This is a genomic window from Pseudomonas salicis (assembly GCF_057128705.1).
Genome location: NZ_JBSKHU010000005.1, coordinates 423,701 through 446,240, shown reverse-complemented (window position 1 = coordinate 446,240; position 22,540 = coordinate 423,701). Strand labels below are relative to the sequence as shown.

Below are 22,540 nucleotides of genomic sequence, written 5' to 3'. Positions count from 1 at the left end.
TGGATTATGACTAATAGTTCTTCAAAACAGCGCGGTTTTACCCTGATAGAGCTGATGATTACCGTTGCTATCGTCGGAATCCTGGCAGCTATCGCCTATCCGTCGTACACCAAATACGTACAGCGGGGGTATCGGTCCGAAGGGCTTGCCATGCTTAACGATGCGGTGGCGAGGACCGAGCGGTTTTACGCTCAGAACAACACGTACGCTGGCGCGACGCTCAAAACGATCGGGCTAGTGGCCGACGATAAAACCACGGTATTGAACTCCACGAACGCGAAATACCAGCTCACCTTCGTGACGGCTTCATCCTCTTCAACGACTTATACCTTGCAGATTGCGCCGCAAGGCACGCAAACCAATGACACATGCGGCACGATGACAATTGATCAGGCGGGAACCAAAACCCCAACCACCGCTGAATGCTGGAAATAACATCACCGCCCCCAACACCCCTGCACACTGGCATCCCCCGACATCCCCACATTGTCGCGTTTGCCAGTGTTCTCCAGCACAAACCCGCCACACTTATCCCCCGCCATCAGCGTCCCGGCCATCGGGGTCGCCACCAACTTGAACCCCTGCTCCGAACGCTCAGCCTCAATCGCATAAAACCCATTTCCCACCGACACCTCATGCTCCCGCACCGGAGGGCCTTGGGTGTTGGTGTATTGCCCTGCCCGTGAATAAAACCGTTCCAGCCGATGGGCCTCTTCAACCAGCAAGGCTGCGATTTCGGCCCGGCGGGTTTTGCGCAGGTGTTCGGTGTAGGACGGGTAGGCGATGGCGGCCAGAATCGCGATCAGGGCGACGGCGATCAGCAGTTCGATCAGGGTGAAGCCTCGTTCGGTCATTCGTGCGCCCTTCATTGCCGTTGGCGCCACAGGATGCGGCGCTCGTGGGTGTGGACGCTTTCCAGTACGGTTCGCGAGGTGCCGTGCAGACCGATGGCCGTGACACGGTAGAGTTTTTGGGGTTGATCGGGGGGCGGCATGCCGATGGGGTCTTCGGTTTCGCCGAGATGCTGGATGCCGAAGAAGCCGCCTTCGCTAGCAATCCATCTCACCCCGGATGCCCCTCCTTCACCTGCGGCCAAGAGCGTCAATGCTTCCGAGGGCGGCAGGCAGGCTGCAGGCGTAGGGCATTCGGGCTGGGAGAATCCGGGCGCCAGCACGCTCGCCTCGGCCGTTCGCAACACCGCCTCTGCCGCTTGAAATGAGGCATCGCGCAATGCCAGACCACCTGCGACTTTTTCCTGCAGTGTGGCGTTCTGCATGGACGAGGTGCCCAATAATGTCAGCAGGAGCAGGAAGACCAGGCTGACGATTAACACCACTCCGCGCTGTGTGTTCATGGCCCGTTCCTTAGCCGAGGCGGTTGCGAATAGCAGCCACCAGATTGAAGGTCTGCTCCTGCGTCCGGTCAGCGGGATCGAACAGGGTTAACGTCAGGCGCACGCTGCGAATGCGTGCGGGGTCAGGCTGATGGGTATAGCGAGCGATACCCGGCTCACTCGCCGAGTCCGCCACGCCGAACAGCACGCTGAATGCGCGAATGTTGCTCAACAATGGTTGACCATCGAGGGTCAGTTCGTGGCGCTGTTCGTTGAGTCGATACACATGCCGCTGAACCGGCAACGCGATTTCCCCAGCTTGAAGCGACGGGGCATGGCCGCGGGACCATGCCGTGGCCGAGGTGAGGCAGTCGGTGTGCACGATCCACTCATGCCACGGGCTATCCGCGCCCACGGGAGCGGTCATCACCGTAAGAGATTTCTGCCGGGCGTCCCACTGAACGGGGGTGTTGAAAGCGTCGGAAAACCTGCCGCCGACACTGAAATCCTGCACGCGACCCAGACAGCCGAACATCCCGACCAAACGAATCTCCCGGACCATTTTGGCGAGAACGAAACGGGCGTCTTCCTGCAGGCTGGCGGACGCGTTCTGACTGAGGTTTGTGCTTTTGGCGGTGGTGAATACTTGCGCCAGCGCCAAGGACATCACCAAGCTGATCAACAGCGCCAGCATGATTTCGACCAGCCCGAATCCTTTAGTCTGCGCGATCATGGTCCTGCGCTCCGAGCGGGTCGGACCAAACTGTCCAGGGTCAAGGTGCGTCGCACTGCGTCTTCGCCCTGGGCTCGCGAATCATTCCAGTCCACCGCGACCCTGAGTCGGGCACCGGCATGGACGACAGTTGCCTCGACATCGTCGCCCAGCATGCGGCGCAACTGATCGGCAAAATCAAACAAATCCTGATCACGGGGGTTGTTGAGGTCCCCCGAACTGGGGGCTTGGCTGAGTGAACCCAGACCGTAATCAACATCGGAATTGGCGCGGACCCGCTCTAACAGGTCGTTGACGACAAAGCTGGCCTGGCTGCTGCGCATCGCGCTGTCAGTCTGCTTCAGCGCGTTGAGTTGCACGATCGCCGCGCCGAGAATGCCAATGGACAGCACCAACAGCGCGACCAGCACCTCAGTCAACGTCATACCCGCTTGCCTCGAAACGCGACTCATCGAACACCCCTATCACTCGTGCGCAGCCACCAGTGAAGCCGATCATTTGAAGGCTGCCCGACGGGTGTGTAACGCCTGTTTGCTGACACACCGACTGACAATCGATGAACTTGCCAGGCATCTGGAATGGGGGTTTCCTAGGGCGCGATGGGGTCAGGGAGAGACGACTATGCGGCAGGCAGGACTGACGTTGATTGAGCTGCTGATTGGGCTGGCGTTGATCGGCATCGCGGCGGCGCTGGCCGCTCCCTCGTTTAGCGCCCTGGTGGACTCACAGCGTCGTCACGACACTGCCCAACAGTTGGTCAGCGGCCTGCGTCTGGCCAGGGTCGAGGCGATTCTACGGAGTCAGCCCGTGATCATGCAGGCGCAACACCGCTCGTGGGGTGAAGGCTGGCAGGTGTTCGTGGACACTAACCGTAACCAGTTCCGGGATGACGATGAGGTGATAGTGGCCGAGCGCAGCGGGCATAGGAACGTAACGGTGGTGGGCAATGGACGGGTGTCCCGACGCATAGGATTCGACAGCTCGGGGAGGCTGCTCAACAACACCAATGGCACGCTGGGGGTGTGCCTGAGAGACACCGCCGCCAGTCACTACCAGATCGCGATTGCCGTCACCGGGCGCGTGACGCTCCGCAGCAGCGGTTTCACCACCGAACCCTGCGCCTGACCGTATTACTGAATCTGTTTGACCCGCAGTTCCTTGGGCATCGAGAACGTAATGTTTTCTTCGCGCCCCGAGAGTTCATCCGCGCCCACTGCACCCCAGGCCTGCAACTGCTGAATCACGCCGCGCACCAGCACCTCGGGTGCGGACGCCCCGGCCGTAATGCCAATGCGCTCAACGCCATCGAACCAGCTGCGCTGCATGTCTTCGGCCCCGTCAATCAGGTAAGCCGGGGTCGCCATGCGCTCGGCCAACTCGCGCAGACGGTTAGAGTTGGAGCTGTTCGGGCTGCCCACCACCAACACCACGTCGCATTCGTCAGCCAGTTGCTTGACCGCATCCTGACGGTTTTGCGTGGCGTAGCAGATATCGTCTTTGCGCGGACCGCCAATGGCCGGAAAGCGCGCGCGCAGGGCGTCGATCACCCGGCTGGTGTCATCCATGGACAACGTCGTCTGGGTCACGAATGCCAGTTTCTCCGGGTTGACCACCTGCAGATTGGCAACGTCTTCTTCGTCCTCGACCAGATAAATCGCCCCACCATTGCTGGCGTCGTACTGGCCCATGGTGCCTTCGACTTCCGGGTGGCCTTCGTGGCCGATCAGAATGCACTCGCGGCCGTCACGGCTGTAACGAGCGACTTCGATGTGCACCTTGGTCACCAGTGGGCAAGTGGCGTCGAAGACTTTCAAGCCACGGCCCGCCGCTTCGCTGCGCACGGCTTGGGAAACCCCGTGGGCACTGAAGATGACGATCACGTCGTCCGGCACTTGATCCAGCTCTTCGACGAAGATCGCGCCACGGCTGCGCAGGTCTTCGACGACAAATTTGTTATGAACCACTTCATGGCGCACGTAAATCGGCGGGCCAAACACTTCCAGCGCGCGATTGACGATTTCGATCGCACGGTCCACTCCGGCACAGAAGCCACGTGGGTTGGCGAGTTTGATTTGCATGATGTGCCTCGTGTCTACGCGCAATGAAACATAAAAACGAAAAGGCCCCGAACGGGGTCGGGGCCGGACGCTCTGGCGATGCTCAGAGCGCCTTCACCTCAAGGATTTCGACCTCGAACGTCAGCGTCTTGCCCGACAACGGATGGTTGAAGTCGACGGTTACCTGCTCGTCGTCAAACGCCTTCACCACACCCGGCAATTCAGTATTGGCCGCATCATTGAAGATCACCAGCAAACCCTCGGAGAGCTCCATGTTCTGGAACTGCGAGCGCGGCATGATCTGCACGTTCTGCGGATTGGGCTGACCGAAAGCGTTTTCCGGCGGCACTTCGACCTTGCGCTTGTCACCCGCCCTGAAGCCGAAAATCAGCGCCTCGAAACCTGGCAGCAGGTTGCCGTCGCCGACCTTGAAGGTTGCCGGGGCTTTGTCGAAGGTGCTGTCGACGGTGTTGCCGTCTTCCAGATGCAGAGCGAAATGCAGCGTAACTTCCGTGTTCTGACCGATGCGTGTTTCTTGAATGGCGTGTTCAGTCATGAACGGGTTCTCCGGTTTTCTTGCTCTTGAACATGTCCAGAGCAAGCATGATCGCGCCGACAGTGATCGCACTGTCAGCAAAGTTGAAGGCCGGGAAGTACCAGCGGGTATCCCAGTGCACCAACACGAAGTCGATGACGTGACCGATGGCGATACGGTCATAGAGGTTGCCCAATGCACCACCCAGCACCAATGCCAGCGCAATCGCGAGCCAGGTCTCGTGGCGACCCAACCGCTTGAGCCAGACCACCAGTACGGCACTGACCACCACGGCGATCAGGGCGAACAGCCAGCGCTGCCAGCCGGAGCTGTCGGCCAGAAAGCTGAACGCCGCGCCGGTGTTGTAGGCCAGGGTCCAGCTGAAATAGCTGGGGATGACCACGATCTGTTGATAAAGGCTAAGCGCGTTCTCGAAGTAGAACTTGCTGGCCTGGTCAATGACCACCACCAGCACGCTCAACCACAGCCAGCTCAAGCGGCCCAGACGGCCAGCCGACGCATTAGGCATAGTGACGAACCTCGCCCGCGCCGCTGATGTTGTCCACACAACGACCGCAGATTTCCGGATGCTCGGCGTGCACGCCAACGTCTTCACGGAAGTGCCAGCAACGGGCGCACTTGGTGTAGCCGGATTTGACCACTTTCAGCTTCAAGCCCGCGACTTCAGTCACGACGGCATCAGCAGGAGCGCTGATAAACGGCGCCACGCTGGCTTTGGACGTGATCAACACGAAACGCAGCTCATCGCCCAACTTGGCCAGATCACCGGTCAGGTCGTCTTCGGCGTACAGCGTCACTTCAGCCTGCAGGTTGCCACCGATGGCTTTCGCCGCACGCTGGTTCTCTAGTTCTTTGTTGACGGCTGTCTTGACCGCCATGACCCGCTCCCAGTAGGCGCGGTCCAGCTCGAAGCCTTCCGGCAACTCGCTCAGGCCTTCGTACCAGGTGTTGAGCATGACCGACTCGTTACGCTCGCCCGGCATGTATTGCCACAGCTCGTCAGCGGTAAACGCCAGGATCGGCGCGATCCAGCGCACCAGCGCTTCGGAGATGTGGAACAAGGCAGTCTGGCACGAACGACGGGCCTTGCTGTTGGCGCCGGTGGTGTACTGGCGATCCTTGATGATGTCCAGGTAGAAACCGCCCAGCTCCTGCACGCAGAAGTTGTGCACTTTCGAGTAGACGTTCCAGAAACGGTATTCGCCGTAATGCTCTTCGAGCTCGCGTTGCAGCAGCAATGCGCGGTCCACGGCCCAACGGTCCAGTGCGAGCATTTCATCGGCCGGCAGGATGTCAGTGGCCGGGTTGAAACCGCTCAGGTTGGAGAGGAGGAAACGCGCCGTGTTACGGATACGACGGTACGCGTCAGCGCTGCGTTGCAGGATGGTTTCAGAAACGGCCATCTCGCCCGAGTAGTCGGTGGCCGACACCCACAGACGCATGATGTCGGCGCCCAGCGTGTCATTCACTTTCTGCGGCGCGATCACGTTGCCCAGGGATTTGGACATCTTGCGACCGTTCTCGTCCACGGTGAAGCCGTGGGTCAGCAGCTCGCGATACGGAGCGTGGCCATCGATGGCGCTGCCCGTCAGCAGGGACGAATGGAACCAGCCGCGATGCTGGTCGGAACCTTCCAGGTACAGGTCGGCGCGTGGACCCTGGTCGTGGCCCATCGGATGCGAACCGCGCAGGACGTGCCAGTGCGTGGTGCCCGAATCGAACCAGACGTCCAACGTGTCCGAAATCTTGTCGTACAGCGACGCTTCGTCGCCCAGCAATTCAGCCGCGTCCATCTTGAACCAGGCTTCGATGCCTTCGTTTTCGACGCGTTTGGCCACTTCTTCCATCAGCTCGACGGTGCGTGGATGCAGCTCGCCGCTTTCCTTGTTCAGGAAGAACGGGATCGGCACGCCCCAGTTGCGCTGACGAGAGATGCACCAGTCAGGACGGTTGGCGATCATCGAGTGCAGACGAGCCTGCCCCCATGTCGGTACGAACTTCGTCTCTTCGATGGCTTTGACGGCGCGATTACGCAGGGTATCGCCCGACACAGGCTGCTTGTCCATGCCGACGAACCACTGCGCGGTGGCGCGGTAGATCAGCGGAGTCTTGTGGCGCCAGCAGTGCATGTAGCTGTGGGTGATGGTTTCGGTGTGCAGCAGCGCGCCGACTTCCTGAAGCTTTTCGACGACGGCCGGGTTGGCCTTCCAGATGAACTGACCGCCAAAGAACTCCAGCGACTGCGCGTACACGCCGTTGCTCTGAACCGGGGTCAGGATGTCATCGTTGGTCATGCCGTAACGCTTGCACGTCACGAAGTCGTCTTCGCCGTAAGCCGGAGCGGAGTGGACCACGCCCGTGCCCGCGCCCAACTCGACGTAGTCAGCCAGGTAAACCGGAGACAGACGGTCATAGAACGGATGACGGAAGTTGATCAACTCCAGCGCCGCGCCCGGCGCAGTGGCCAGCACTGTGCCTTCGAGGTTCCAGCGTTTGAGGCTGGCTTCCACCAACTCTTCGGCCAGCACGAGCAGACGCTCGCCGGTGTCGACCAGCGAGTAGGTGAACTCAGGGTGAACGTTGAGCGCCTGGTTCGCCGGAATGGTCCACGGGGTGGTGGTCCAGATCACGATAGCGGCAGGTTTGCTCAGGCTGGACAGGCCGAAAGCGGCAGCGAGCTTGTCAGCATCGGCGGCCGGAAAGGCCACGTCGATGGTCGACGACTTCTTGTCCTGGTATTCAACTTCCGCTTCAGCCAGCGCCGAACCGCAATCGAAGCACCAGTTCACGGGTTTGAGCCCCTTGAACACGAAACCGTTCTTGACCATTTCAGCCAGCGCACGGATTTCTCCGGCTTCGTTGGCGAAGTCCATGGTGCGGTACGGGTTGGCCCAATCGCCCAGCACGCCCAGACGAATGAACTCGGCTTTCTGGCCTTCGATCTGCTCGGCAGCGTAGGCGCGGCACAGTTCGCGGGTCTTGTCTGCGGGCAGGTTCTTGCCGTGGGTGACTTCGACCTTGTGTTCGATCGGCAGACCGTGGCAGTCCCAGCCCGGAACGTAAGGCGCGTCAAAGCCCGAGAGCGTCTTCGAACGGACGATCATGTCCTTGAGAATCTTGTTGACCGCGTGACCGATGTGAATATTGCCGTTGGCGTACGGAGGACCGTCGTGCAGTACGAACTTTGGACGATCCTTGCCAATTTCACGCAGCTTCTGGTACAGGCCAATGCTGTCCCAGCGCTGCAGAGTTTGCGGCTCGCGCTGGGGCAGGCCGGCCTTCATCGGGAAGGCGGTGTCCGGAAGATTAAGCGTGGCTTTGTAATCGGTCATTTCAGGCTCTAGGTTAGCGGTTGACCATGCCCCAATGGGCACGGGCGGCAGCGACGTCCGCATTGATCGCCGTCTTAAGCGCCTCAAGCGAGGCGAAACGCTGCTCATCACGCAGCTTTTGGTGGAAGACCACCGTCAGGCGCCGGCCATAGATATCACCGGCAAAATCCAGAAGATGTATTTCAAGGTGAGGGCGTCCATCCCCCGCCACGGTTGGCCGCACGCCAATATTGGCAACACCCGGCCAGACCTTGCCGTCGATGTGCGCACTGACCAGGTAAACCCCGGTCAACGGCACGCGGCGGCGCTTGAGCTGCACGTTGGCAGTGGGCGTACCCAACTGACGCGCCAGCTTCTGGCCATGCAGGACACGGCCGGTGATCTCGAATGGACGACCAAGCAAACGTTCGGCAAGGGCAAAATCGCCGGCAGCCAGGGCATTACGCACCTTGGTGCTGCTGACGCGTTCGCCTTCGATCTCTACCGTCTGCGCCGCTTCGACCGTGAAGCCTTTTTCGGCACCGACCTTTTGCAGGAACGCGAAATCGCCTACCCGGTCGCAGCCAAACCGGAAATCGTCACCGACCTCCAGATGCTTGACGTTCAGACCGCCGATCAACACGGTGTCGACAAACTCGGCAGCGCTCAATTTGCTCAATCGCTGGTTGAATGGCAGGCAAAGCACCAGGTCAACGCCCTCGGCTGCCAGCAGATCAAGCTTGTCTCGTAGACGAGCCAGGCGCGCGGGGGCCGTCTCCGGCGCGAAGAACTCACGCGGCTGCGGCTCGAAAATCACGACGCAACTGGGCAGGCTCAATTCCACGGCGCGCTCGCGCAGTCGCGCCAGGATAGCCTGGTGACCACGATGAACGCCGTCGAAATTGCCAATGGTGGCGACGCAGCCCCGATGCTGGGGGCGCAAGTTGTGAAGGCCTCGAACCAGCTGCATAACGCGCTTCTTGCTCATAAAGTGGCCGATTATAACCACACACTGCCGTCAACGACAGGCGACACATTCAGCCAAACAGCAACAATCGGCGTTAACCGGCAAAAACCGACGATTGATCCTACATGATCGCCTTGCGGGCGAAATCCTTGAGGCGAAAACCCAACAGCAGCAACATCCCGAAATAAGCGACGACTCCGGCTGCAACCAGCCCGCCTAACCGGATGAAACGTTCGAGCATCTGCCCATCGGACCACGACGGCATGACATGCATCAGGCCCAGCAGGACCGCAGACATCACGGAAACAGCCACGAGCAGCTTGACCAGAAACACCGGCCAGCCCGGCTGCGGCTGATACAAATCCTGTTTGCGCAGCTGCCAATAAAGAAGCAGCGCGTTCAGACACGCGCCCATGCTGATCGCCAGCGCCAGTCCCGCATGGGCCAAGTGCACGCCGTAGACGAATAAAACGTTGAACGCCTGAGTCACTATGAGGGTGAAGACAGCGATTTTCACCGGCGTGCGAATATTTTGTTGAGCGTAGAAGCCGGGGGCCAGCACCTTGATCACGATGATGCCGAGCAGCCCGACGGCGTAACCAATCAGCGCACGCTGAGTCATGGCGGCATCGTGGCCATCGAACTTGCCGTACTGGAACAACGAGATGGTCAGCGGCTCGGACAGCAATCCCAGCGCCAGGGTGCAAGGCAGTACCAGCACGAAACACAGGCGCAGGCCCCAGTCCAGAATGCGCGAATACTCTTGACGGTCCCGGCTGGCGTACGTCTTGGAGAGAATCGGCAGCAGGATCGTCCCCAACGCCACACCCAACACGCCCGACGGCAACTCCATCAGGCGGTCGGCGTAGTACATCCACGACACCGAACCGGCGGCCAGAAACGACGCAAAAATAGTGTTGATGATCAGGGAGATCTGGCTGACCGACACACCCAGCATCGCCGGCAGCATCTGTTTCATCACGCGCCAGACGCCTGCGTCCTTCAGGTTCAGCCTTGGCAATACCAGCATGCCAATCTTCTTGAGGTGCGGCAGTTGATACAGCAGCTGCAGCAAGCCGCCCGCCAGCACGGCCCATCCCAAGGCCATGACCGGCGGATGAAAATACGGGGTCAGGAACAGTGCGAAGAAGATCATCGCCAGGTTAAGCAGCGTCGGCACGAAGGCCGGAACAGAGAACCGGTTCCAGGTGTTGAGGATGGCCCCCGCCAGCGACGACAGCGAGATCAGCAATATATAAGGAAAGGTCACCCGCAGCAGATCGGAGGTCAGCTGGAATTTTTCCGGCGTGTCGGCAAAGCCTGGCGCAGTCGCCCAGATCACCCACGGTGCGAAAAGGATGCCCAGCACCGTGACCAAAGCAAGCGCCAGGGTCAGCAATCCCGTGACATAAGCGACAAATGTGCGGGTCGCCTCCTCTCCCTGCTGACTTTTATATTCCGCAAGGATCGGGACGAACGCTTGAGAGAACGCACCCTCGGCGAAAATCCGGCGCAGAAGGTTGGGCAACTTGAAGGCGATGAAGAAGGCATCTGTTGCCATTCCTGCCCCGAAAGCACGGGCAATGATGGTGTCGCGGATAAAGCCCAGAACCCGCGAAAGCATTGTGATAGAGCTTACGGCGGCGAGTGACTTGAGTAGATTCATCGAAAGGTTGTGCGCCCGACCAAAGGAAGCGCCATAGCGCGTTCCATTTATGCGATACTCCGCGCCGCAAAACAGCACTGAGCCAAAACCCGCGAGTTTACAGGTCGCACGCCGGAAAGAAATCACCTCGGCATCACACGGCGACCACTCAGCGGAACGCATCAACTGCCCTTGACAAGCATCAAACTCATCGGCATGATTCGCGGCCTATTTTGTTAGCTATTTCCCAAGTCTTTCGAGGAGCTCGACGGTGGCCAACACACCTTCCGCCAAAAAACGTGCAAAACAGGCTGAGAAGCGTCGCAGCCACAACGCCAGCCTGCGTTCCATGGTTCGTACCTACATCAAGAACGTAGTGAAAGCCATCGACGCCAAAGACGCTGCTAAAGCGCAAGCTGCTTATGTTCTGGCCGTGCCAGTTATCGACCGTATGGCCGATAAAGGCATCATCCACAAGAACAAAGCTGCTCGCCATAAGAGCCGCCTGAACGGTCACGTCAAGGCTCTGAACCAAGCTGCAGCCTAAGCGACTGTTTGTTAAAAAACCGACCTCAGGTCGGTTTTTTATTGCCTGCGATTTGGCAGCACATCCTGACCAAAACAACGGCAAGAGCAAATGAATTCGCTCCTACCGAGTTGACGCAGTCTCGTCACGGCGCTGGCGCGGGCGCCCAAGGCAGGATCGGAATCGCGGTCACCGCATTCTGCGGGCTGCCCTCAATCACACGATCGCTGTAGACCAGATACACGAGCGTATTGCGCTTCTTGTCGAGGAAACGCACGACTTGCATGGTCTTGAACACCAGCGATGTGCGCTCCTTGAACACCTCATCGCCATCCTTGAGCTCACCCTTGAAGTGGATAGGCCCAACCTGGCGACAGGCAATCGACGCTTCCGCGCGATCCTCTGCCAACCCTAACCCACCCTTCAGGCCACCGGTCTTGGCGCGCGACAGATAGCAGGTCACGCCATCGACCTTGGGATCGTCAAACGCCTCGACTACAATCCGGTCATTGGGGCCGACGAATTTGAACACCGTCGAAACTTGACCAATCTCTTCAGCCGACGCCAGCACGGGCAACATCAGCAGCGCACCCAGCATTCCTTTTACGAATCGCATTGCAGCTTCCTGTTCAGAGAGCCTGACTCACACCAGAATCAGGTTGTCGCGATGAACCAACTCAGGCTCAGCTATATAACCCAACTCCCTCACGATGGAGTCGGAGGACAGACCGATAATTTTCTGCGCTTCAAGCGCGCTGTAGTTGCTCAGCCCGCGAGCGACTTCGCGACCGTCCGCCGCAACACACACCACCATCTCGCCACGACGGAAACTGCCCTGCACCACCTTCACCCCTACAGGCAGCAGGCTCTTGTGGCTTTCAGTGAGGGCCTTGACCGCTCCATCATCCAGCACCAGCGTGCCGCGAGTCTGCAAATGCCCGGCCAGCCACTGCTTGCGCGCCGCCAACATCTCGCGCTCGGGCGACAGCAGCGTACCCAACCGCTCACCCGCCTTGAGGCGTGCCAGCACGCGCTCGATGCGGCCACCGACGATCACCGTGTGCGCACCCGAACGCGCCGCCAGACGCGCCGCACGCAGCTTCGTCTGCATGCCACCGCGCCCCAGCGCCCCGCCCGTACCGCCCGCTACGGCATCCAGCGCCGGATCATCGGCACGGGCTTCGTAGATCAATTGGGCTTCAGGATTATTGCGTGGGTCGGCGTCGAACATACCGTCACGATCCGTGAGAATGACCAGCAGATCGGCTTCGACCAGGTTGGCTACCAGCGCTGCCAGCGTGTCGTTGTCACCGAAGCGGATTTCGTCGGTCACGACCGTGTCGTTTTCGTTGATGACCGGCACAACACCCAGTTCGACCAGCGTGCGCAGGGTGCTCCGCGCATTGAGGTAGCGCTTGCGGTCGGACAGGTCGTCATGGGTCAGCAGAATTTGCGCGGTATGACGGTCATGCTCAGCGAAGCTCGATTCCCAAGCCTGCACCAGACCCATCTGACCAATCGCCGCCGCCGCTTGAAGCTCATGCATGGCACTCGGTCGCGCAGCCCAGCCCAGTCGACTCATCCCGGCCGCTACCGCGCCAGACGAAACCAGAACCAGCTCGACGCCCGCTTCATGCAGCGCCACCATCTGCTCGACCCAAACACCCATCGCGTTGCGATCAAGACCCTTGCCGTCCGCCGTGAGCAGCGCACTTCCGATCTTCACAACCCAACGCTGGGCACCTGTCACCTTGCTCCGCATGATCTTTCAACCTTAAGCCAGAGAGTACAAATCCAAGATACTAAAACGCCGCTGATTTCAGCGGCGTTGTAGTTTACTTCAGTCGATCACTCACGGACGTAAATGATTTCCGGACCGTCTTCATCGTCCTCGAAATCTTCATCCCAATCATCATCGCCCATGTCATGCACGCTCTTGACGCCACTGCGGCGCAGTGCACGCTTGTCGTCCAGCGCCTGCAACTGTGCGCGGGCCTCGTCTTCAATGCGCTGATCCAGCTCAGCCAGCTCTTCGGCATAGGCCGGGTCATTGGCCAGACGATCAGCACGATCCTCCAGATAACGCATGATGTCGTGGCTCAGACGCTCAGTGCCCTGCTTGGCAATGGCCGCGATCATGTACACCGGGCCGGTCCAGTTCAGACGCTCGACAATCTGCACCTTGACCGCTTCATGCTGATCTTCCGACAGCATGTCGCACTTGTTCAGCACCAGCCAGCGATCGCGATCCGACAGCGCCGGGCTGAACTTGACCAGTTCGTTGACGATCACTTCCGCCGCGTCGGCAGGATCACTTTCATCCAGCGGCGCCATGTCGACGAGGTGCAGCAGCAGGCGAGTACGCGCCAAGTGCTTGAGGAAGCGAATGCCAAGCCCCGCGCCATCGGATGCGCCTTCGATCAGGCCCGGGATGTCGGCGACGACGAAGCTCTTCCAGCGGTCAACACTGACCACGCCCAGGTTCGGCACCAGCGTGGTGAAGGGGTAATCGGCGACTTTCGGCTTGGCGGCCGACACCGAGCGAATGAAGGTGCTCTTGCCCGCGTTCGGCAAGCCCAGCAGACCGACGTCCGCCAGCACTTTCATTTCCAGCTTCAGGTCACGCTGCTCACCCGGCTTGCCCGGCGTCGTTTGACGCGGTGCACGGTTGGTACTGGATTTGAAGCGGGTGTTGCCCAGACCGTGCCAGCCGCCATGAGCCACTAACAGGCGCTGACCGGCCTTGGTCAGGTCACCGATGATTTCCTGGGTGCTGGCGTCGATCACAGTGGTGCCGACCGGGACGCGCAGGACCAGATCTTCACCCTTGCGGCCGGTGCAATCCGTGCTGCCGCCATTCGAACCACGCTCGGCATCGAAATGACGGGTGTAGCGATAGTCGACCAGGGTGTTGAGGTTTTCGTCGGCGATCATGTAGATCGAGCCGCCATCACCGCCATCACCACCGTTGGGACCACCGTTTTCGATGAATTTTTCGCGACGGAAGCTCATGCAACCGTTGCCGCCGTCACCGGCCTTCACCCGAATGGATACTTCATCAACAAATTTCATAACGCACGCCTCCCGTCACAAAGACGAGCAAACAACATAAATTCATAAGGCTCTTGCAAAGATGAGCGTTGCGATACCGATCAAAAACCAGCGACTTCACACCACAACGGCCCACACAAACAGCTTTGCAAGAGACTCACCAAAAACCAAAGCTTCTACAAACGAAAAAGCCCTGTCATCGACAGGGCTTTTTTGCTCGGACGGCGAGAGCGCGAGAACGCACCCGAACCACCCGAGACTGCAAGATTATGCCGCGGCTTGAGCCTTAGGCACGATGCTTACATAGCGACGACCGAAGGCGCCTTTGACTTCGAACTTGATCACGCCTTCGACTTTAGCGAACAGAGTGTGATCTTTGCCCATGCCAACGCCGTAACCAGCGTGGAATTGGGTGCCGCGCTGACGCACGATGATGTTACCCGGAATGATTACCTGGCCACCGTACATCTTGACGCCAAGACGTTTGGCTTCTGAGTCGCGACCGTTACGGGTACTACCACCAGCTTTTTTGTGTGCCATGAGTTCAATACTCCTATTAGGGTATCAGGCTGAAATTCAGGCCTGGATACCGGTGATTTTGATCTCGGTGAACCACTGGCGGTGGCCCATACGCTTCATGTGGTGCTTACGGCGACGGAACTTGATGATGCGGACTTTATCGTGACGACCTTGGGAGATCACTTCAGCCACAACGGTAGCACCGGCAACAACTGGAGCACCGATATTGACGTCGTCACCGTTGGCAACCAGCAGAACGCGGTCGAAGGTCACGGTTTCGCCAGTAGCGACTTCCAGCTTTTCAATTTTCAGGTATTCACCTGGGGCGACTTTGTACTGCTTGCCACCGGTAACGATTACTGCGTACGACATGGTATTTCTCCGAAAATCCTGCTCACCCAGCGCTTTATAAGAAGAGTATCGGCTGGCATGGCTGCATGGGGCTGGAAAGGCTCGTCATGCAATTGCGTAAGGCAGGTGCTGCCCAGGAAAGTTAGGGTGCGCGATTGTACGCAAGCCGCGAACGCCTTGCAAGCGGCGTTACGTCACGCCTTGACAGGGTGGGGCCTGCGACCTAGCATGCCGCGCAACCCTTCTGGAGCACGTCTCGCTGATGCAACCCCAAGCCTTCTACCGCGCTGTGGCGGACGACTTTACAGCCGTCGACCACATTATCAAGAAGCAGCTGACATCGCGCGTGCCGCTGGTCTCGAAAATCGGCGACTACATTACCTCAGCTGGCGGCAAACGTCTGCGTCCGTTGTTGGTGCTCCTGTGCGGCAAGGCACTCGGCAGCGGTGGCGACAACCTGCGCCTGCTGGCGGCCACCATCGAATTCCTGCACACCGCGACCCTGTTGCACGACGATGTCGTTGACATGTCCGGTATGCGCCGTGGCCGTTCGACTGCCAACGCCATGTGGGGCAACGCACCCAGCGTTCTGGTCGGCGACTTCCTTTATTCCCGCTCGTTCGAAATGATGGTCGAGCTGGGTTCGATGCCGGTCATGAAGATCCTTTCGAAAGCCACTCGCGTCATTGCGGAAGGCGAAGTGCTGCAACTGTCCAAGGTTCGGGACGCCAGCACCACCGAAGAAACCTACATGGAAGTGATTCGCGGCAAGACGGCCATGCTGTTCGAAGCCTCGACCCACAGCGCCGCCGCCCTGGCCAATGCAAACCATGACCAGAGTGAAGCGTTACGCACGTTCGGCGACCATCTGGGCATCGCGTTCCAGTTGGTCGACGACCTGCTCGACTACCGCGGCGACGCCGAGACCATGGGCAAGAACATTGGTGACGACCTGGCAGAAGGCAAACCGACCCTGCCCCTGATCTACACCATGCGCGAAGGCACGCCTGAGCAAGCAGCATTGGTGCGCAAGGCGATTCAGAAAGGCGGCCTGGAAGACCTGGATGCCATCCGTGAAGCGGTCGAGCAATCCGGCTCGCTGGACTACACGGCACAATTGGCCCGTGACTATGTGGCTCGCGCTATCGCCTGCCTGGATGTGCTGCCTGCCAGCGAGTACCGCGATGCGCTGATCGAACTGAGCGAATTCGCCGTCGCCCGCACGCACTGACGCGCGCACCGCCTCACCAGAAGCCCGTCCTCGTGACGGGCTTTTTCATGCCCGGTAGAGATCCCTGCAGGAGTGAGCTTGCTCGCGATAGGGAATGCCAATCACGTATTCATCAACGGACTCAGCGCCAGCGCGAGCAAGCTCACCCCTACAGGTTTCCCGCTCGCCGGAAAGAATGCCCTGAATCCACCCGCCACCAAAATGCGAATTAATCTCAAATAGATCCTTGCTATTCTTCAGATAGGAATTATTCTCATTGAATCATTTCAAGGAGAACGAACATGACCTATCTGATCGACGCATGGCTGGATCGGCCACACCCTTACCTGCGTATCCTGCATCGCGAAACCGGGGAGGTGTGCGCCGTGCTGGAAGAAGACGCGCTGGATGAATTGCGAGATCAAGGAGATCTGGACGTGAACAGCCTCAGCTCATGCGAACCGGGGATTCAAAAGGAGATGGTGCGCAGCCTGTTCCTGTTCTGCTATGCACGAGCGTTGCGCCCGGCGTGCGAACTTCATTGATCAGCTGCAAGTGGCAAGCGACAAGCCGCAAGCTCTTCGTCGTCGACTGTACGATCAGGGCCAGTCAACGACGCACTGCTTTTAACGTGAAGCTCAGCACTTGCAGCTTGCCGCTGTTTTAGAGGACGTCGAGCAGTTCGACGTCGAACACCAGCACGCTGTGCGGCGGGATGCTGCCAACGCCTTGAGCGCCGTAAGCCAGTTCGCTCGGCACGTGCAGGCGCCATTTGCTGCCGGCTTTCATCAATTGAAGGGCTTCGGTCCAGCCAGCGATTACGCCGCCAACCGGGAATTCGGCCGGCTCGCCACGATCGTAGGAGCTGTCGAAGACGGTGCCGTCGATCAGCATGCCGTGGTAATGAGTACGCACGTTGCTTTCGCGGGTTGGCTGAGCGCCATCGCCTTGGGTGATCACTTCGAACTGCAAACCGGAATCCAACGTCGTGACGCCTTCACGCTTGGCGTTTTCGGCCAGGTATTCCTTGCCAGCGCCTGCAGCGGCTTCGGCTTTGGCGGCGGCTTCAGCTTGCATGATTTCACGAATGACTTTGAAGCTGGCCGCCATTTCTTCCTGGCTGACACGGCTTGGCTGACCAGCGAACGCATCGGTCAGACCGGCCAGGATGGCGTCCAGATTGACGCCCGGTGGCGGGTTGTCACGCAGTTGGTCGCCCAGTTGGCGGCCAATGCCGTAGCTGACGCGGGTTTCGTCGGTGGACAGATTGACTTCGGACATGCTGCTGCTCCGCTTGATGAACGCCCGCAGGCGCCCTGAACTAAAAGGCCGAGCAGCCTAGCACATCTGCCCTCCGCACCCTAGGCAGCCAACCCGCGGCTACCAGGCCGAGCGAATAGAGATGGGAACGCGCACGACCTGTTCCTCGGTGTCGCGGATGCCACACATCTCGTCGTGAACCACGGCGTGCACCAGATTGAATGGCATACGCGAGACCGGTTGCAGCACGTCCCTCGCGTGTTCGACCGAGCGCAGGTGCAGAGTTTTTCCCTGGGCATCGTTCAGCGGATGCGCAGCGCCGTGCATGCGCGCTTCGAGCAGGTAAATGCCGCCTTCCATGGAGATAAGGTTGAGTTCGTCGATGTGGCCGGCACTGGCGTGAGCCGTGAGTTCCTGAAGATTCATGAGAGAGTCCTCGTTGATGCAGGCGTTGAGTGAGCGAAAAAGAAGTCTTGCCCAGTCTGGCTGAAGTACAAGGAACAGAAGGCGCCGCTGGTCATTTTCTGTTCAGTTGAAAATGCCAGCGGCCTGGGATCAGTGCTTGGTCAGCTTGTCCAGATAGCCCATCGCAAACGCCGATACCACGAAGGTCATGTGAATGATCACGTACCACATCAGGTATTGGGTTTCGATGTTTTTGGCGTCCATGAACACCCGCAGCAGATGAATGGAAGAGATCGCGACGATGGACGCGGCGACTTTCATCTTCAGGGAAGACGAGTCCATTTTGCCGAGCCAGTTGAGCTTTTCCTTGTCTTCGTCGATGTCGAGCTGGGACACGAAGTTCTCGTAACCCGAGATCATCACCATGACCAGCAGACCGCCCACCAGCGCCATGTCGATCAGCGACAGCAGCACCAGAATCAGGTCGGACTCTGCCAGGGAAAACACATTGGGGATGACGTGAAAGATTTCCTGAAAGAACTTGAGCGCCAGCGCCAAAAGTCCCAGAGACAGGCCAAAGTAGATCGGCGCCAACAACCAGCGCGACGCGTACATGGCATTTTCGATAAACCGTTCCATTGAAGCTCACAGGTAATTGAAAGCCCGCGAGTATAGGGTCAAGGTTTGTCGACACAAGCGTTGAGGACAAGAAATGAAACAATTAACTGGAGTGAGCTTGCGCCAATAGCCATCGGCGAACTCCACGCTACAACCCTGATGATCAGGCATACCACGGGGCGTTCGTCGATGTGTCAGAGCGTGTCAGTTGACCGGAGAGGTTCGCTGACCGTGAGCAGTGTCACCGTTGATCCGTCGTAACTCACCCTGCAGATGAAGACTCCAGATCGGTATTTCTTCCGCAGTCTGATAACCATGAAGGGTCAGGCTTTCGGCAATCGCGTCCAATACGGACTCGGCGGCGACCGGGCCATGAAACGGGCCCTGAGCCTTTAACGCGGAAGGTTGTTCTCCGGACATCCCGGCGGCGAACAGCAAAGTCCACATACCGTTATCGCCGGACAGAGGGCGAACCATACATTCGATACGGGTCTCAAGACCCAGACATTGGCGAGTAAGACAGAGGCTGCGCGGCATGGCGAGCTCCTCATTGATTGCAGTATTCATTCCCTTGGAACAGCGAAGGAAACGCGTCAGTCCCTTTGACAACTGCTGCAACACGACAATATCGAAGAAATACCCCACAGGAAAAGCGTAAAAACAAAAAGGGCGCCGAATGGTCATTTTGCCATCAAACGCCCTGTTTCATTGACGTCAAACCGTCAACTTTTCAGTTCGGGTTGTAATTGTGGCGCCTCTTTTTCGAGCTCTTTCAGGTCTTCTTCGCTGAGCATTTCTGCGATATCGCGCAGACGATCCACCACCCGGCCATTGACCGAATTTTCCGGGAACTGCCCCTCTTCATCCGCCTCGCCCACCTCTTCTCCGACAAGCAGGCTCAGCGCCTCGTCCACCTGACGCACGGCATAGACATGGAACTGCCCCGCACGCACGGCTTGCAGCACACGCTCGTCGAGCATCAGCGTGGCGACGTTGGCCTGCGGGATGATTGCGCCTTGATCGCCTGTCAGACCCCGGGCTTCACAGAGTCGGAAAAAGCCTTCGATCTTCTCGTTGACGCCACCCACGGCCTGCACTTCACCGAATTGGTTGATGGAGCCGGTAATCGCGAAACATTGCTTGAGCGGCGTTTTCGACAACGCCGAGATCAGCGTGCAGACCTCGCCCAGCGAAGCGCTGTCGCCATCCACGTAACCGTAGGACTGTTCGAGGGCGATGCTCGCGGAAATCGCCAGCGGGAATTCCTGCGCATAACGGCTGCCCAGATACCCGGTGAGAATCATCACACCCTTGGAGTGAATCGGCTGACCGAGGTTGACCTCACGCTCGATGTCGACGATGCCGCTGCCGCCCGGATAGACCGTCGCGGAAATACGCGCTGGCACACCGAAGGCCGAGTCGCCGACTTCCAGTACGGTCAACCCGTTGCATTTGCCGACCGCTGCGCCTGTGGTGTCGATCAGGATGATCCCGGCAAGCATGTCGTCGAGAATCCGTGCCGAGACGCGACCGGTGCGTGTGGCTTTGGCCTTGAGTGCGCGCTCGATATGGCCCGCATCCGTGCGCTCGTCGTTGGCCAGGCTGCGAATGAAATCCGCCTCGCTGACCAACTGAAACAGATCACCGATACGCGCCGACAAACGCCCCTGATGCTCCGCCAGCCGAGCGCTGTAGGTCGCCAGACGCGCCACGGCATCGGCGGTCAACGGCGCCATGCCTTCTTCCGAGGTGCGCGTTTTCAGCAACTGCGCGAACTGCTCCAGGCTTTCGTCGACCATCGGGATGTCTTCGTCGAAATCCACCAGCACCCGGAACATCTCCTGGAAGTCCGGATCGAGGTCTTGCAGCGTGTAATACACTGAGCGGGCGCCGATGATGATGACTTTGACCTGCAACGGAATGGTCTGCGGCGTCAGGGTCACGGTCGCGATACGTCCCAGCTCGCCCAGCGGTGACTCCATCTTGAGCTTGCGCGATTGCAGCGAGCGTTTGAGGGCATCCCACACGAACGGCTCGCTGAGCATCTTCTCGGCTTCGAGAATCAGGAAACCGCCATTGGCCCGGTGAAAAGCCCCCGGACGCAGTTGGCGGTAGGTGGTGTACAGCGCGCCTTGGTCGGTGCTGTATTCGATACGCCCGAACAGGTTGTCGTAGGTCGGGTGCGGCTCGAACACCACAGGCGCCCCGCCGCTGGCTGAATGACCGACCACCAGGCTCGGGCAGTATTGCTCTTCCAGCAGCTTGCGCGCCTGAGCGTCGGTCTTGCTGTCGTCGACCAGTTGCTCGACCACTGTTTTCAGCAGGTTGACCTGCACAGCCTGCAGGTACGCGCAAACGGCGGCATTCTCGGCGTACTGCTCCGAGAGCGGCGCCAGCAGCGGTTGCAGGGCCAGAATGATCGTCTCTTCATTTAGCTGACGCATCTGGTTGTTGGACTCGCGCTTCCACTGCGGCAGGCTGGCGAGCTCTTCATTCAAACGTTCTTCCAGCGCCGAAATATCGGTGTGAAAACGCTCGCGCTCGGCTTCCGGCAATTGTGAAAACTCGGCCTCGTCCAATGCCTTGCCTTCCAGCATGGGCGTGAAGGCGATGTTGGTGCTGTCGCGATACAGGGCGATGTCCTTTTCCAGCGCCAAGCGCTCGATCACGTCCAGTGCCTTGTCGTAGCGCTGATTGAAGGCACGGTCGATGGCGCTTTTCTTCTGCTGGTAGGACGGATGCTCAAAGACTGCAGGAAAAGTCGACAGCAAGTTGTCGATCAGTCCGTTTATGTCGGCGATGAACGAACTGGCGCTGCCCGGTGGCAACTCCACGGCGCGAGGCTCGCGCGGCTCGTCGAAGTTGTTGACGTAGACCCAGTCCGACGGGGTCTGCATGCGCTTGCCCTCGGCCTTGAGGTAGCGCTTGACGAATGAGAAGCGGCCGGTGCCGGGCTCACCCATGACGAATACGTTGTAGCCGGGGCGCGGCATGGCGACCCCGAATTGCAAGGCCTCGACTGCTCGCTCCTGGCCGAGTACGCCGCGAAAGGGTTCCAGATCGTTGGTTGTCGTGAAGCTGAACTGTTCAGCGGAAAAGGGGCGGGTCAGCGCCTCGGGCGCAAGTCGCAGGCTGGCAGCTACAGAATCGGGCATCGGACATCCTTACATCAGGCGGGGCAGATGGGGGCATTCTGGCGCTCGCCGCACCAGACTGGCAAGGCAAGAACTCGCGCAATCGTTTTCTTGTTGAGGAAGCGACCTACAAGCCCCAAAGGCCGGGGGCTACAGACAACAAACTGCAATAAACCACGGAACGTTCATATCGTGCCTAAACTCCAAGCTGCGCGGTCGGTAACAAATCGAATAGCCGGCCCGACCTGACGCCCGTATCGGTCAGGACTCCGACCCTTGGTTGAAACAACAGAGACTAACGCTATGAAACGGATTCTTCTTGGTACTCTCCTCGCCGCTGCATCCCTGAACGCCATGGCTCAAGCTCCTGGTGGCCCAGATTGCGGCTGGGGCAACATGCTGTTCGAAGGGCAACGCGGCACCCCGGCCCACTTCCTGGCTTCCACCACCAACGGCACCTCTGGTAACGCCACCTTCGGCATGACCTCGGGCACCAACGGCTGCTCCACCAACAGCGCGCTGACGTACGGCGGCAAATCCTGGTTTGCCATGAACGGCATGATGGACGAGCTCTCCAAAGACATGGCGATGGGCCAAGGCGAAGCACTGACCACCTACGCGGTCGTGCTGGGCGTTGCACCGGAAGACCGTGCGCATTTCGCCGCCGTCACCCACGAGCACTACACCCAAATCTTCAACAAGGCCGACGCCACCGCTGAAGACGTGCACACCAACACCATCGACGTCCTGAAGAACGATCCGACTCTGGCCAAATACGCAACCCAAGCCTAAAGTCGTGCCACCTGCCTCCCCGTCGGGAGGCAGGCTTTTAACGCCTTCCGCCTCTTTTTGATTAGTTGCCAC

27 protein-coding genes are annotated in these 22,540 nt (G+C 59.2%); 7 read left to right on the top strand and 20 right to left on the bottom strand.

The window, feature by feature from the left end:
- Positions 1 to 6 precede the first annotated feature (6 nt).
- Entirely contained in the window at positions 7 to 435 is a 429-nt protein-coding gene (locus tag ACWKWE_RS20480; RefSeq protein ID WP_166597130.1) for a type IV pilin protein, read from the top strand.
- Positions 436 to 437: 2 nt separating this feature from the next.
- On the opposite strand, the gene ACWKWE_RS20475 is transcribed toward ACWKWE_RS20480, so the two are convergent.
- From ACWKWE_RS20475 to pilV, 4 genes are read right to left on the bottom strand one after another with little or no spacing between them, the layout of a single operon-like run.
- Positions 438 to 854, bottom strand: coding sequence for a type IV pilin protein (locus tag ACWKWE_RS20475; protein ID WP_483851528.1), 417 nt, complete (start codon positions 852 to 854; stop codon positions 438 to 440).
- 11 nt (positions 855 to 865) lie between these two features.
- Complete coding sequence (locus ACWKWE_RS20470; protein WP_483851527.1) at positions 866 to 1,354, bottom strand: pilus assembly PilX family protein; 489 nt, start codon at positions 1,352 to 1,354, stop codon at positions 866 to 868.
- Between the two features lie 10 nt (positions 1,355 to 1,364).
- Positions 1,365 to 2,066 (bottom strand): PilW family protein, encoded by a 702-nt coding sequence (locus ACWKWE_RS20465; protein WP_483851526.1) that lies wholly within the window; start codon positions 2,064 to 2,066, stop codon positions 1,365 to 1,367.
- Entirely contained in the window at positions 2,063 to 2,518 is a 456-nt protein-coding gene (gene pilV, locus ACWKWE_RS20460) for a type IV pilus modification protein PilV (RefSeq protein ID WP_483851525.1), read from the bottom strand. The genes ACWKWE_RS20465 and pilV overlap by 4 nt, the downstream gene beginning before the upstream one ends.
- Positions 2,519 to 2,687: 169 nt before the next feature.
- Here pilV and ACWKWE_RS20455 point away from each other — a divergent pair, with 169 nt between their 5' ends.
- Entirely contained in the window at positions 2,688 to 3,191 is a 504-nt protein-coding gene (locus ACWKWE_RS20455; RefSeq protein ID WP_483851524.1) for a GspH/FimT family pseudopilin, read from the top strand.
- 5 nt (positions 3,192 to 3,196) lie between these two features.
- Here ACWKWE_RS20455 and ispH read toward each other — a convergent pair whose 3' ends face one another.
- The 5 genes from ispH to ribF form a co-directional block, all read right to left on the bottom strand.
- A complete protein-coding gene (gene ispH, locus ACWKWE_RS20450; protein WP_341960087.1) occupies positions 3,197 to 4,144 on the bottom strand; it encodes a 4-hydroxy-3-methylbut-2-enyl diphosphate reductase in 948 nt (315 codons plus the stop codon).
- Between the two features lie 82 nt (positions 4,145 to 4,226).
- On the bottom strand, positions 4,227 to 4,679 hold the full coding sequence (gene fkpB, locus ACWKWE_RS20445; protein ID WP_483851523.1) for an FKBP-type peptidyl-prolyl cis-trans isomerase: 453 nt from the start codon (positions 4,677 to 4,679) through the stop codon (positions 4,227 to 4,229).
- Positions 4,672 to 5,187: a signal peptidase II gene (gene lspA / locus ACWKWE_RS20440; RefSeq protein WP_483851522.1), complete on the bottom strand. Its 516-nt coding sequence runs from the start codon at positions 5,185 to 5,187 to the stop codon at positions 4,672 to 4,674. The genes fkpB and lspA overlap by 8 nt, the downstream gene beginning before the upstream one ends.
- Complete coding sequence (gene ileS / locus ACWKWE_RS20435; protein WP_483851521.1) at positions 5,180 to 8,011, bottom strand: isoleucine--tRNA ligase; 2,832 nt, start codon at positions 8,009 to 8,011, stop codon at positions 5,180 to 5,182. The genes lspA and ileS overlap by 8 nt, the downstream gene beginning before the upstream one ends.
- 13 nt (positions 8,012 to 8,024) lie before the next feature.
- Entirely contained in the window at positions 8,025 to 8,960 is a 936-nt protein-coding gene (gene ribF / locus ACWKWE_RS20430; protein ID WP_166598378.1) for a bifunctional riboflavin kinase/FAD synthetase, read from the bottom strand.
- Between ribF and ACWKWE_RS20425 the strand changes: the two genes are divergently transcribed.
- Positions 8,868 to 9,086, top strand: coding sequence for a hypothetical protein (locus ACWKWE_RS20425; protein ID WP_166598341.1), 219 nt, complete (start codon positions 8,868 to 8,870; stop codon positions 9,084 to 9,086). The two genes, ribF and ACWKWE_RS20425, sit on opposite strands and share 93 nt — an antisense overlap.
- Here the strand turns inward: ACWKWE_RS20425 and murJ are convergent.
- Entirely contained in the window at positions 9,079 to 10,623 is a 1,545-nt protein-coding gene (gene murJ, locus ACWKWE_RS20420; protein ID WP_483851520.1) for a murein biosynthesis integral membrane protein MurJ, read from the bottom strand. The two genes, ACWKWE_RS20425 and murJ, sit on opposite strands and share 8 nt — an antisense overlap.
- A 250-nt stretch (positions 10,624 to 10,873) precedes the next feature.
- Between murJ and rpsT the strand changes: the two genes are divergently transcribed.
- Entirely contained in the window at positions 10,874 to 11,149 is a 276-nt protein-coding gene (gene rpsT, locus ACWKWE_RS20415; protein WP_166598376.1) for a 30S ribosomal protein S20, read from the top strand.
- A gap of 124 nt (positions 11,150 to 11,273) precedes the next feature.
- On the opposite strand, the gene ACWKWE_RS20410 is transcribed toward rpsT, so the two are convergent.
- The 5 genes from ACWKWE_RS20410 to rplU all read right to left on the bottom strand — a co-directional run bounded on the left by ACWKWE_RS20410 (position 11,274) and on the right by rplU (position 15,070).
- Positions 11,274 to 11,744, bottom strand: a complete 471-nt coding sequence (locus tag ACWKWE_RS20410) for a CreA family protein (RefSeq protein ID WP_166598375.1) — start codon at positions 11,742 to 11,744, stop codon at positions 11,274 to 11,276.
- A gap of 27 nt (positions 11,745 to 11,771) precedes the next feature.
- Positions 11,772 to 12,890, bottom strand: coding sequence for a glutamate 5-kinase (gene proB / locus ACWKWE_RS20405; protein ID WP_483851519.1), 1,119 nt, complete (start codon positions 12,888 to 12,890; stop codon positions 11,772 to 11,774).
- An 86-nt stretch (positions 12,891 to 12,976) separates the two neighbouring features.
- Positions 12,977 to 14,200, bottom strand: coding sequence for an Obg family GTPase CgtA (cgtA, locus tag ACWKWE_RS20400; protein WP_483851518.1), 1,224 nt, complete (start codon positions 14,198 to 14,200; stop codon positions 12,977 to 12,979).
- Between the two features lie 246 nt (positions 14,201 to 14,446).
- Complete coding sequence (gene rpmA / locus ACWKWE_RS20395; protein ID WP_166598372.1) at positions 14,447 to 14,719, bottom strand: 50S ribosomal protein L27; 273 nt, start codon at positions 14,717 to 14,719, stop codon at positions 14,447 to 14,449.
- A 36-nt stretch (positions 14,720 to 14,755) separates the two neighbouring features.
- Entirely contained in the window at positions 14,756 to 15,070 is a 315-nt protein-coding gene (gene rplU / locus ACWKWE_RS20390) for a 50S ribosomal protein L21 (RefSeq protein ID WP_093464734.1), read from the bottom strand.
- Between the two features lie 241 nt (positions 15,071 to 15,311).
- Here rplU and ACWKWE_RS20385 point away from each other — a divergent pair, with 241 nt between their 5' ends.
- Together ACWKWE_RS20385 and ACWKWE_RS20380 are read left to right on the top strand one after the other, a co-directional pair.
- Positions 15,312 to 16,280, top strand: coding sequence for a polyprenyl synthetase family protein (locus tag ACWKWE_RS20385; RefSeq protein ID WP_166598371.1), 969 nt, complete (start codon positions 15,312 to 15,314; stop codon positions 16,278 to 16,280).
- Positions 16,281 to 16,561: 281 nt separating this feature from the next.
- Positions 16,562 to 16,804: a PA4570 family protein gene (locus ACWKWE_RS20380; protein ID WP_166598370.1), complete on the top strand. Its 243-nt coding sequence runs from the start codon at positions 16,562 to 16,564 to the stop codon at positions 16,802 to 16,804.
- A gap of 118 nt (positions 16,805 to 16,922) precedes the next feature.
- Here the strand turns inward: ACWKWE_RS20380 and bamJ are convergent, their stop codons facing one another.
- The 5 genes from bamJ to ACWKWE_RS20355 all read right to left on the bottom strand — a co-directional run bounded on the left by bamJ (position 16,923) and on the right by ACWKWE_RS20355 (position 21,697).
- Positions 16,923 to 17,540, bottom strand: coding sequence for a BamJ family beta-barrel-assembly machinery protein (bamJ, locus tag ACWKWE_RS20375; protein ID WP_166598369.1), 618 nt, complete (start codon positions 17,538 to 17,540; stop codon positions 16,923 to 16,925).
- Positions 17,541 to 17,639: 99 nt separating this feature from the next.
- Positions 17,640 to 17,945, bottom strand: a complete 306-nt coding sequence (locus ACWKWE_RS20370; RefSeq protein ID WP_483851517.1) for a DUF6482 family protein — start codon at positions 17,943 to 17,945, stop codon at positions 17,640 to 17,642.
- 129 nt (positions 17,946 to 18,074) lie between these two features.
- Positions 18,075 to 18,563, bottom strand: coding sequence for a TIGR00645 family protein (locus ACWKWE_RS20365; RefSeq protein WP_166598367.1), 489 nt, complete (start codon positions 18,561 to 18,563; stop codon positions 18,075 to 18,077).
- 183 nt (positions 18,564 to 18,746) lie between these two features.
- Positions 18,747 to 19,079, bottom strand: a complete 333-nt coding sequence (locus ACWKWE_RS20360; RefSeq protein ID WP_483851633.1) for a PA4575 family protein — start codon at positions 19,077 to 19,079, stop codon at positions 18,747 to 18,749.
- Positions 19,080 to 19,264: 185 nt separating this feature from the next.
- Complete coding sequence (locus ACWKWE_RS20355) at positions 19,265 to 21,697, bottom strand: Lon protease family protein (protein ID WP_483851516.1); 2,433 nt, start codon at positions 21,695 to 21,697, stop codon at positions 19,265 to 19,267.
- Between the two features lie 282 nt (positions 21,698 to 21,979).
- On the opposite strand from ACWKWE_RS20355, the gene ACWKWE_RS20350 reads away from it, so the two are divergent.
- On the top strand, positions 21,980 to 22,468 hold the full coding sequence (locus tag ACWKWE_RS20350; RefSeq protein WP_166598365.1) for a DUF3015 domain-containing protein: 489 nt from the start codon (positions 21,980 to 21,982) through the stop codon (positions 22,466 to 22,468).
- The last annotated feature ends 72 nt before the right edge of the window (positions 22,469 to 22,540 follow it).

Excerpts from the sequence above, each read along its gene's own strand:
- ACWKWE_RS20410 (WP_166598375.1), bottom strand. The coding sequence starts at position 11,744 with ATGCGATTCGTAAAAGGAATGCTGGGTGCGCTGCTGATGTTGCCCGTG.
- ACWKWE_RS20365 (WP_166598367.1), bottom strand. The coding sequence starts at position 18,563 with ATGGAACGGTTTATCGAAAATGCCATGTACGCGTCGCGCTGGTTGTTG.
- fkpB (WP_483851523.1), bottom strand. The coding sequence starts at position 4,679 with ATGACTGAACACGCCATTCAAGAAACACGCATCGGTCAGAACACGGAA.
- rplU (WP_093464734.1), bottom strand. The coding sequence starts at position 15,070 with ATGTCGTACGCAGTAATCGTTACCGGTGGCAAGCAGTACAAAGTCGCC.
- ribF (WP_166598378.1), bottom strand. The coding sequence starts at position 8,960 with ATGCAGCTGGTTCGAGGCCTTCACAACTTGCGCCCCCAGCATCGGGGC.
- pilV (WP_483851525.1), bottom strand. The coding sequence starts at position 2,518 with ATGAGTCGCGTTTCGAGGCAAGCGGGTATGACGTTGACTGAGGTGCTG.
- rpmA (WP_166598372.1), bottom strand. The coding sequence starts at position 14,719 with ATGGCACACAAAAAAGCTGGTGGTAGTACCCGTAACGGTCGCGACTCA.
- ispH (WP_341960087.1), bottom strand. The coding sequence starts at position 4,144 with ATGCAAATCAAACTCGCCAACCCACGTGGCTTCTGTGCCGGAGTGGAC.
- ACWKWE_RS20350 (WP_166598365.1), top strand. The coding sequence starts at position 21,980 with ATGAAACGGATTCTTCTTGGTACTCTCCTCGCCGCTGCATCCCTGAAC.
- ACWKWE_RS20470 (WP_483851527.1), bottom strand. The coding sequence starts at position 1,354 with ATGAACACACAGCGCGGAGTGGTGTTAATCGTCAGCCTGGTCTTCCTG.
- ACWKWE_RS20385 (WP_166598371.1), top strand. The coding sequence starts at position 15,312 with ATGCAACCCCAAGCCTTCTACCGCGCTGTGGCGGACGACTTTACAGCC.
- cgtA (WP_483851518.1), bottom strand. The coding sequence starts at position 14,200 with ATGAAATTTGTTGATGAAGTATCCATTCGGGTGAAGGCCGGTGACGGC.
- proB (WP_483851519.1), bottom strand. The coding sequence starts at position 12,890 with ATGCGGAGCAAGGTGACAGGTGCCCAGCGTTGGGTTGTGAAGATCGGA.
- ACWKWE_RS20480 (WP_166597130.1), top strand. The coding sequence starts at position 7 with ATGACTAATAGTTCTTCAAAACAGCGCGGTTTTACCCTGATAGAGCTG.
- ACWKWE_RS20380 (WP_166598370.1), top strand. The coding sequence starts at position 16,562 with ATGACCTATCTGATCGACGCATGGCTGGATCGGCCACACCCTTACCTG.
- bamJ (WP_166598369.1), bottom strand. The coding sequence starts at position 17,540 with ATGTCCGAAGTCAATCTGTCCACCGACGAAACCCGCGTCAGCTACGGC.
- ACWKWE_RS20475 (WP_483851528.1), bottom strand. The coding sequence starts at position 854 with ATGACCGAACGAGGCTTCACCCTGATCGAACTGCTGATCGCCGTCGCC.
- ileS (WP_483851521.1), bottom strand. The coding sequence starts at position 8,011 with ATGACCGATTACAAAGCCACGCTTAATCTTCCGGACACCGCCTTCCCG.
- lspA (WP_483851522.1), bottom strand. The coding sequence starts at position 5,187 with ATGCCTAATGCGTCGGCTGGCCGTCTGGGCCGCTTGAGCTGGCTGTGG.
- ACWKWE_RS20455 (WP_483851524.1), top strand. The coding sequence starts at position 2,688 with ATGCGGCAGGCAGGACTGACGTTGATTGAGCTGCTGATTGGGCTGGCG.
- murJ (WP_483851520.1), bottom strand. The coding sequence starts at position 10,623 with ATGAATCTACTCAAGTCACTCGCCGCCGTAAGCTCTATCACAATGCTT.
- ACWKWE_RS20465 (WP_483851526.1), bottom strand. The coding sequence starts at position 2,066 with ATGATCGCGCAGACTAAAGGATTCGGGCTGGTCGAAATCATGCTGGCG.
- ACWKWE_RS20355 (WP_483851516.1), bottom strand. The coding sequence starts at position 21,697 with ATGCCCGATTCTGTAGCTGCCAGCCTGCGACTTGCGCCCGAGGCGCTG.
- ACWKWE_RS20370 (WP_483851517.1), bottom strand. The coding sequence starts at position 17,945 with ATGAATCTTCAGGAACTCACGGCTCACGCCAGTGCCGGCCACATCGAC.
- ACWKWE_RS20360 (WP_483851633.1), bottom strand. The coding sequence starts at position 19,079 with ATGCCGCGCAGCCTCTGTCTTACTCGCCAATGTCTGGGTCTTGAGACC.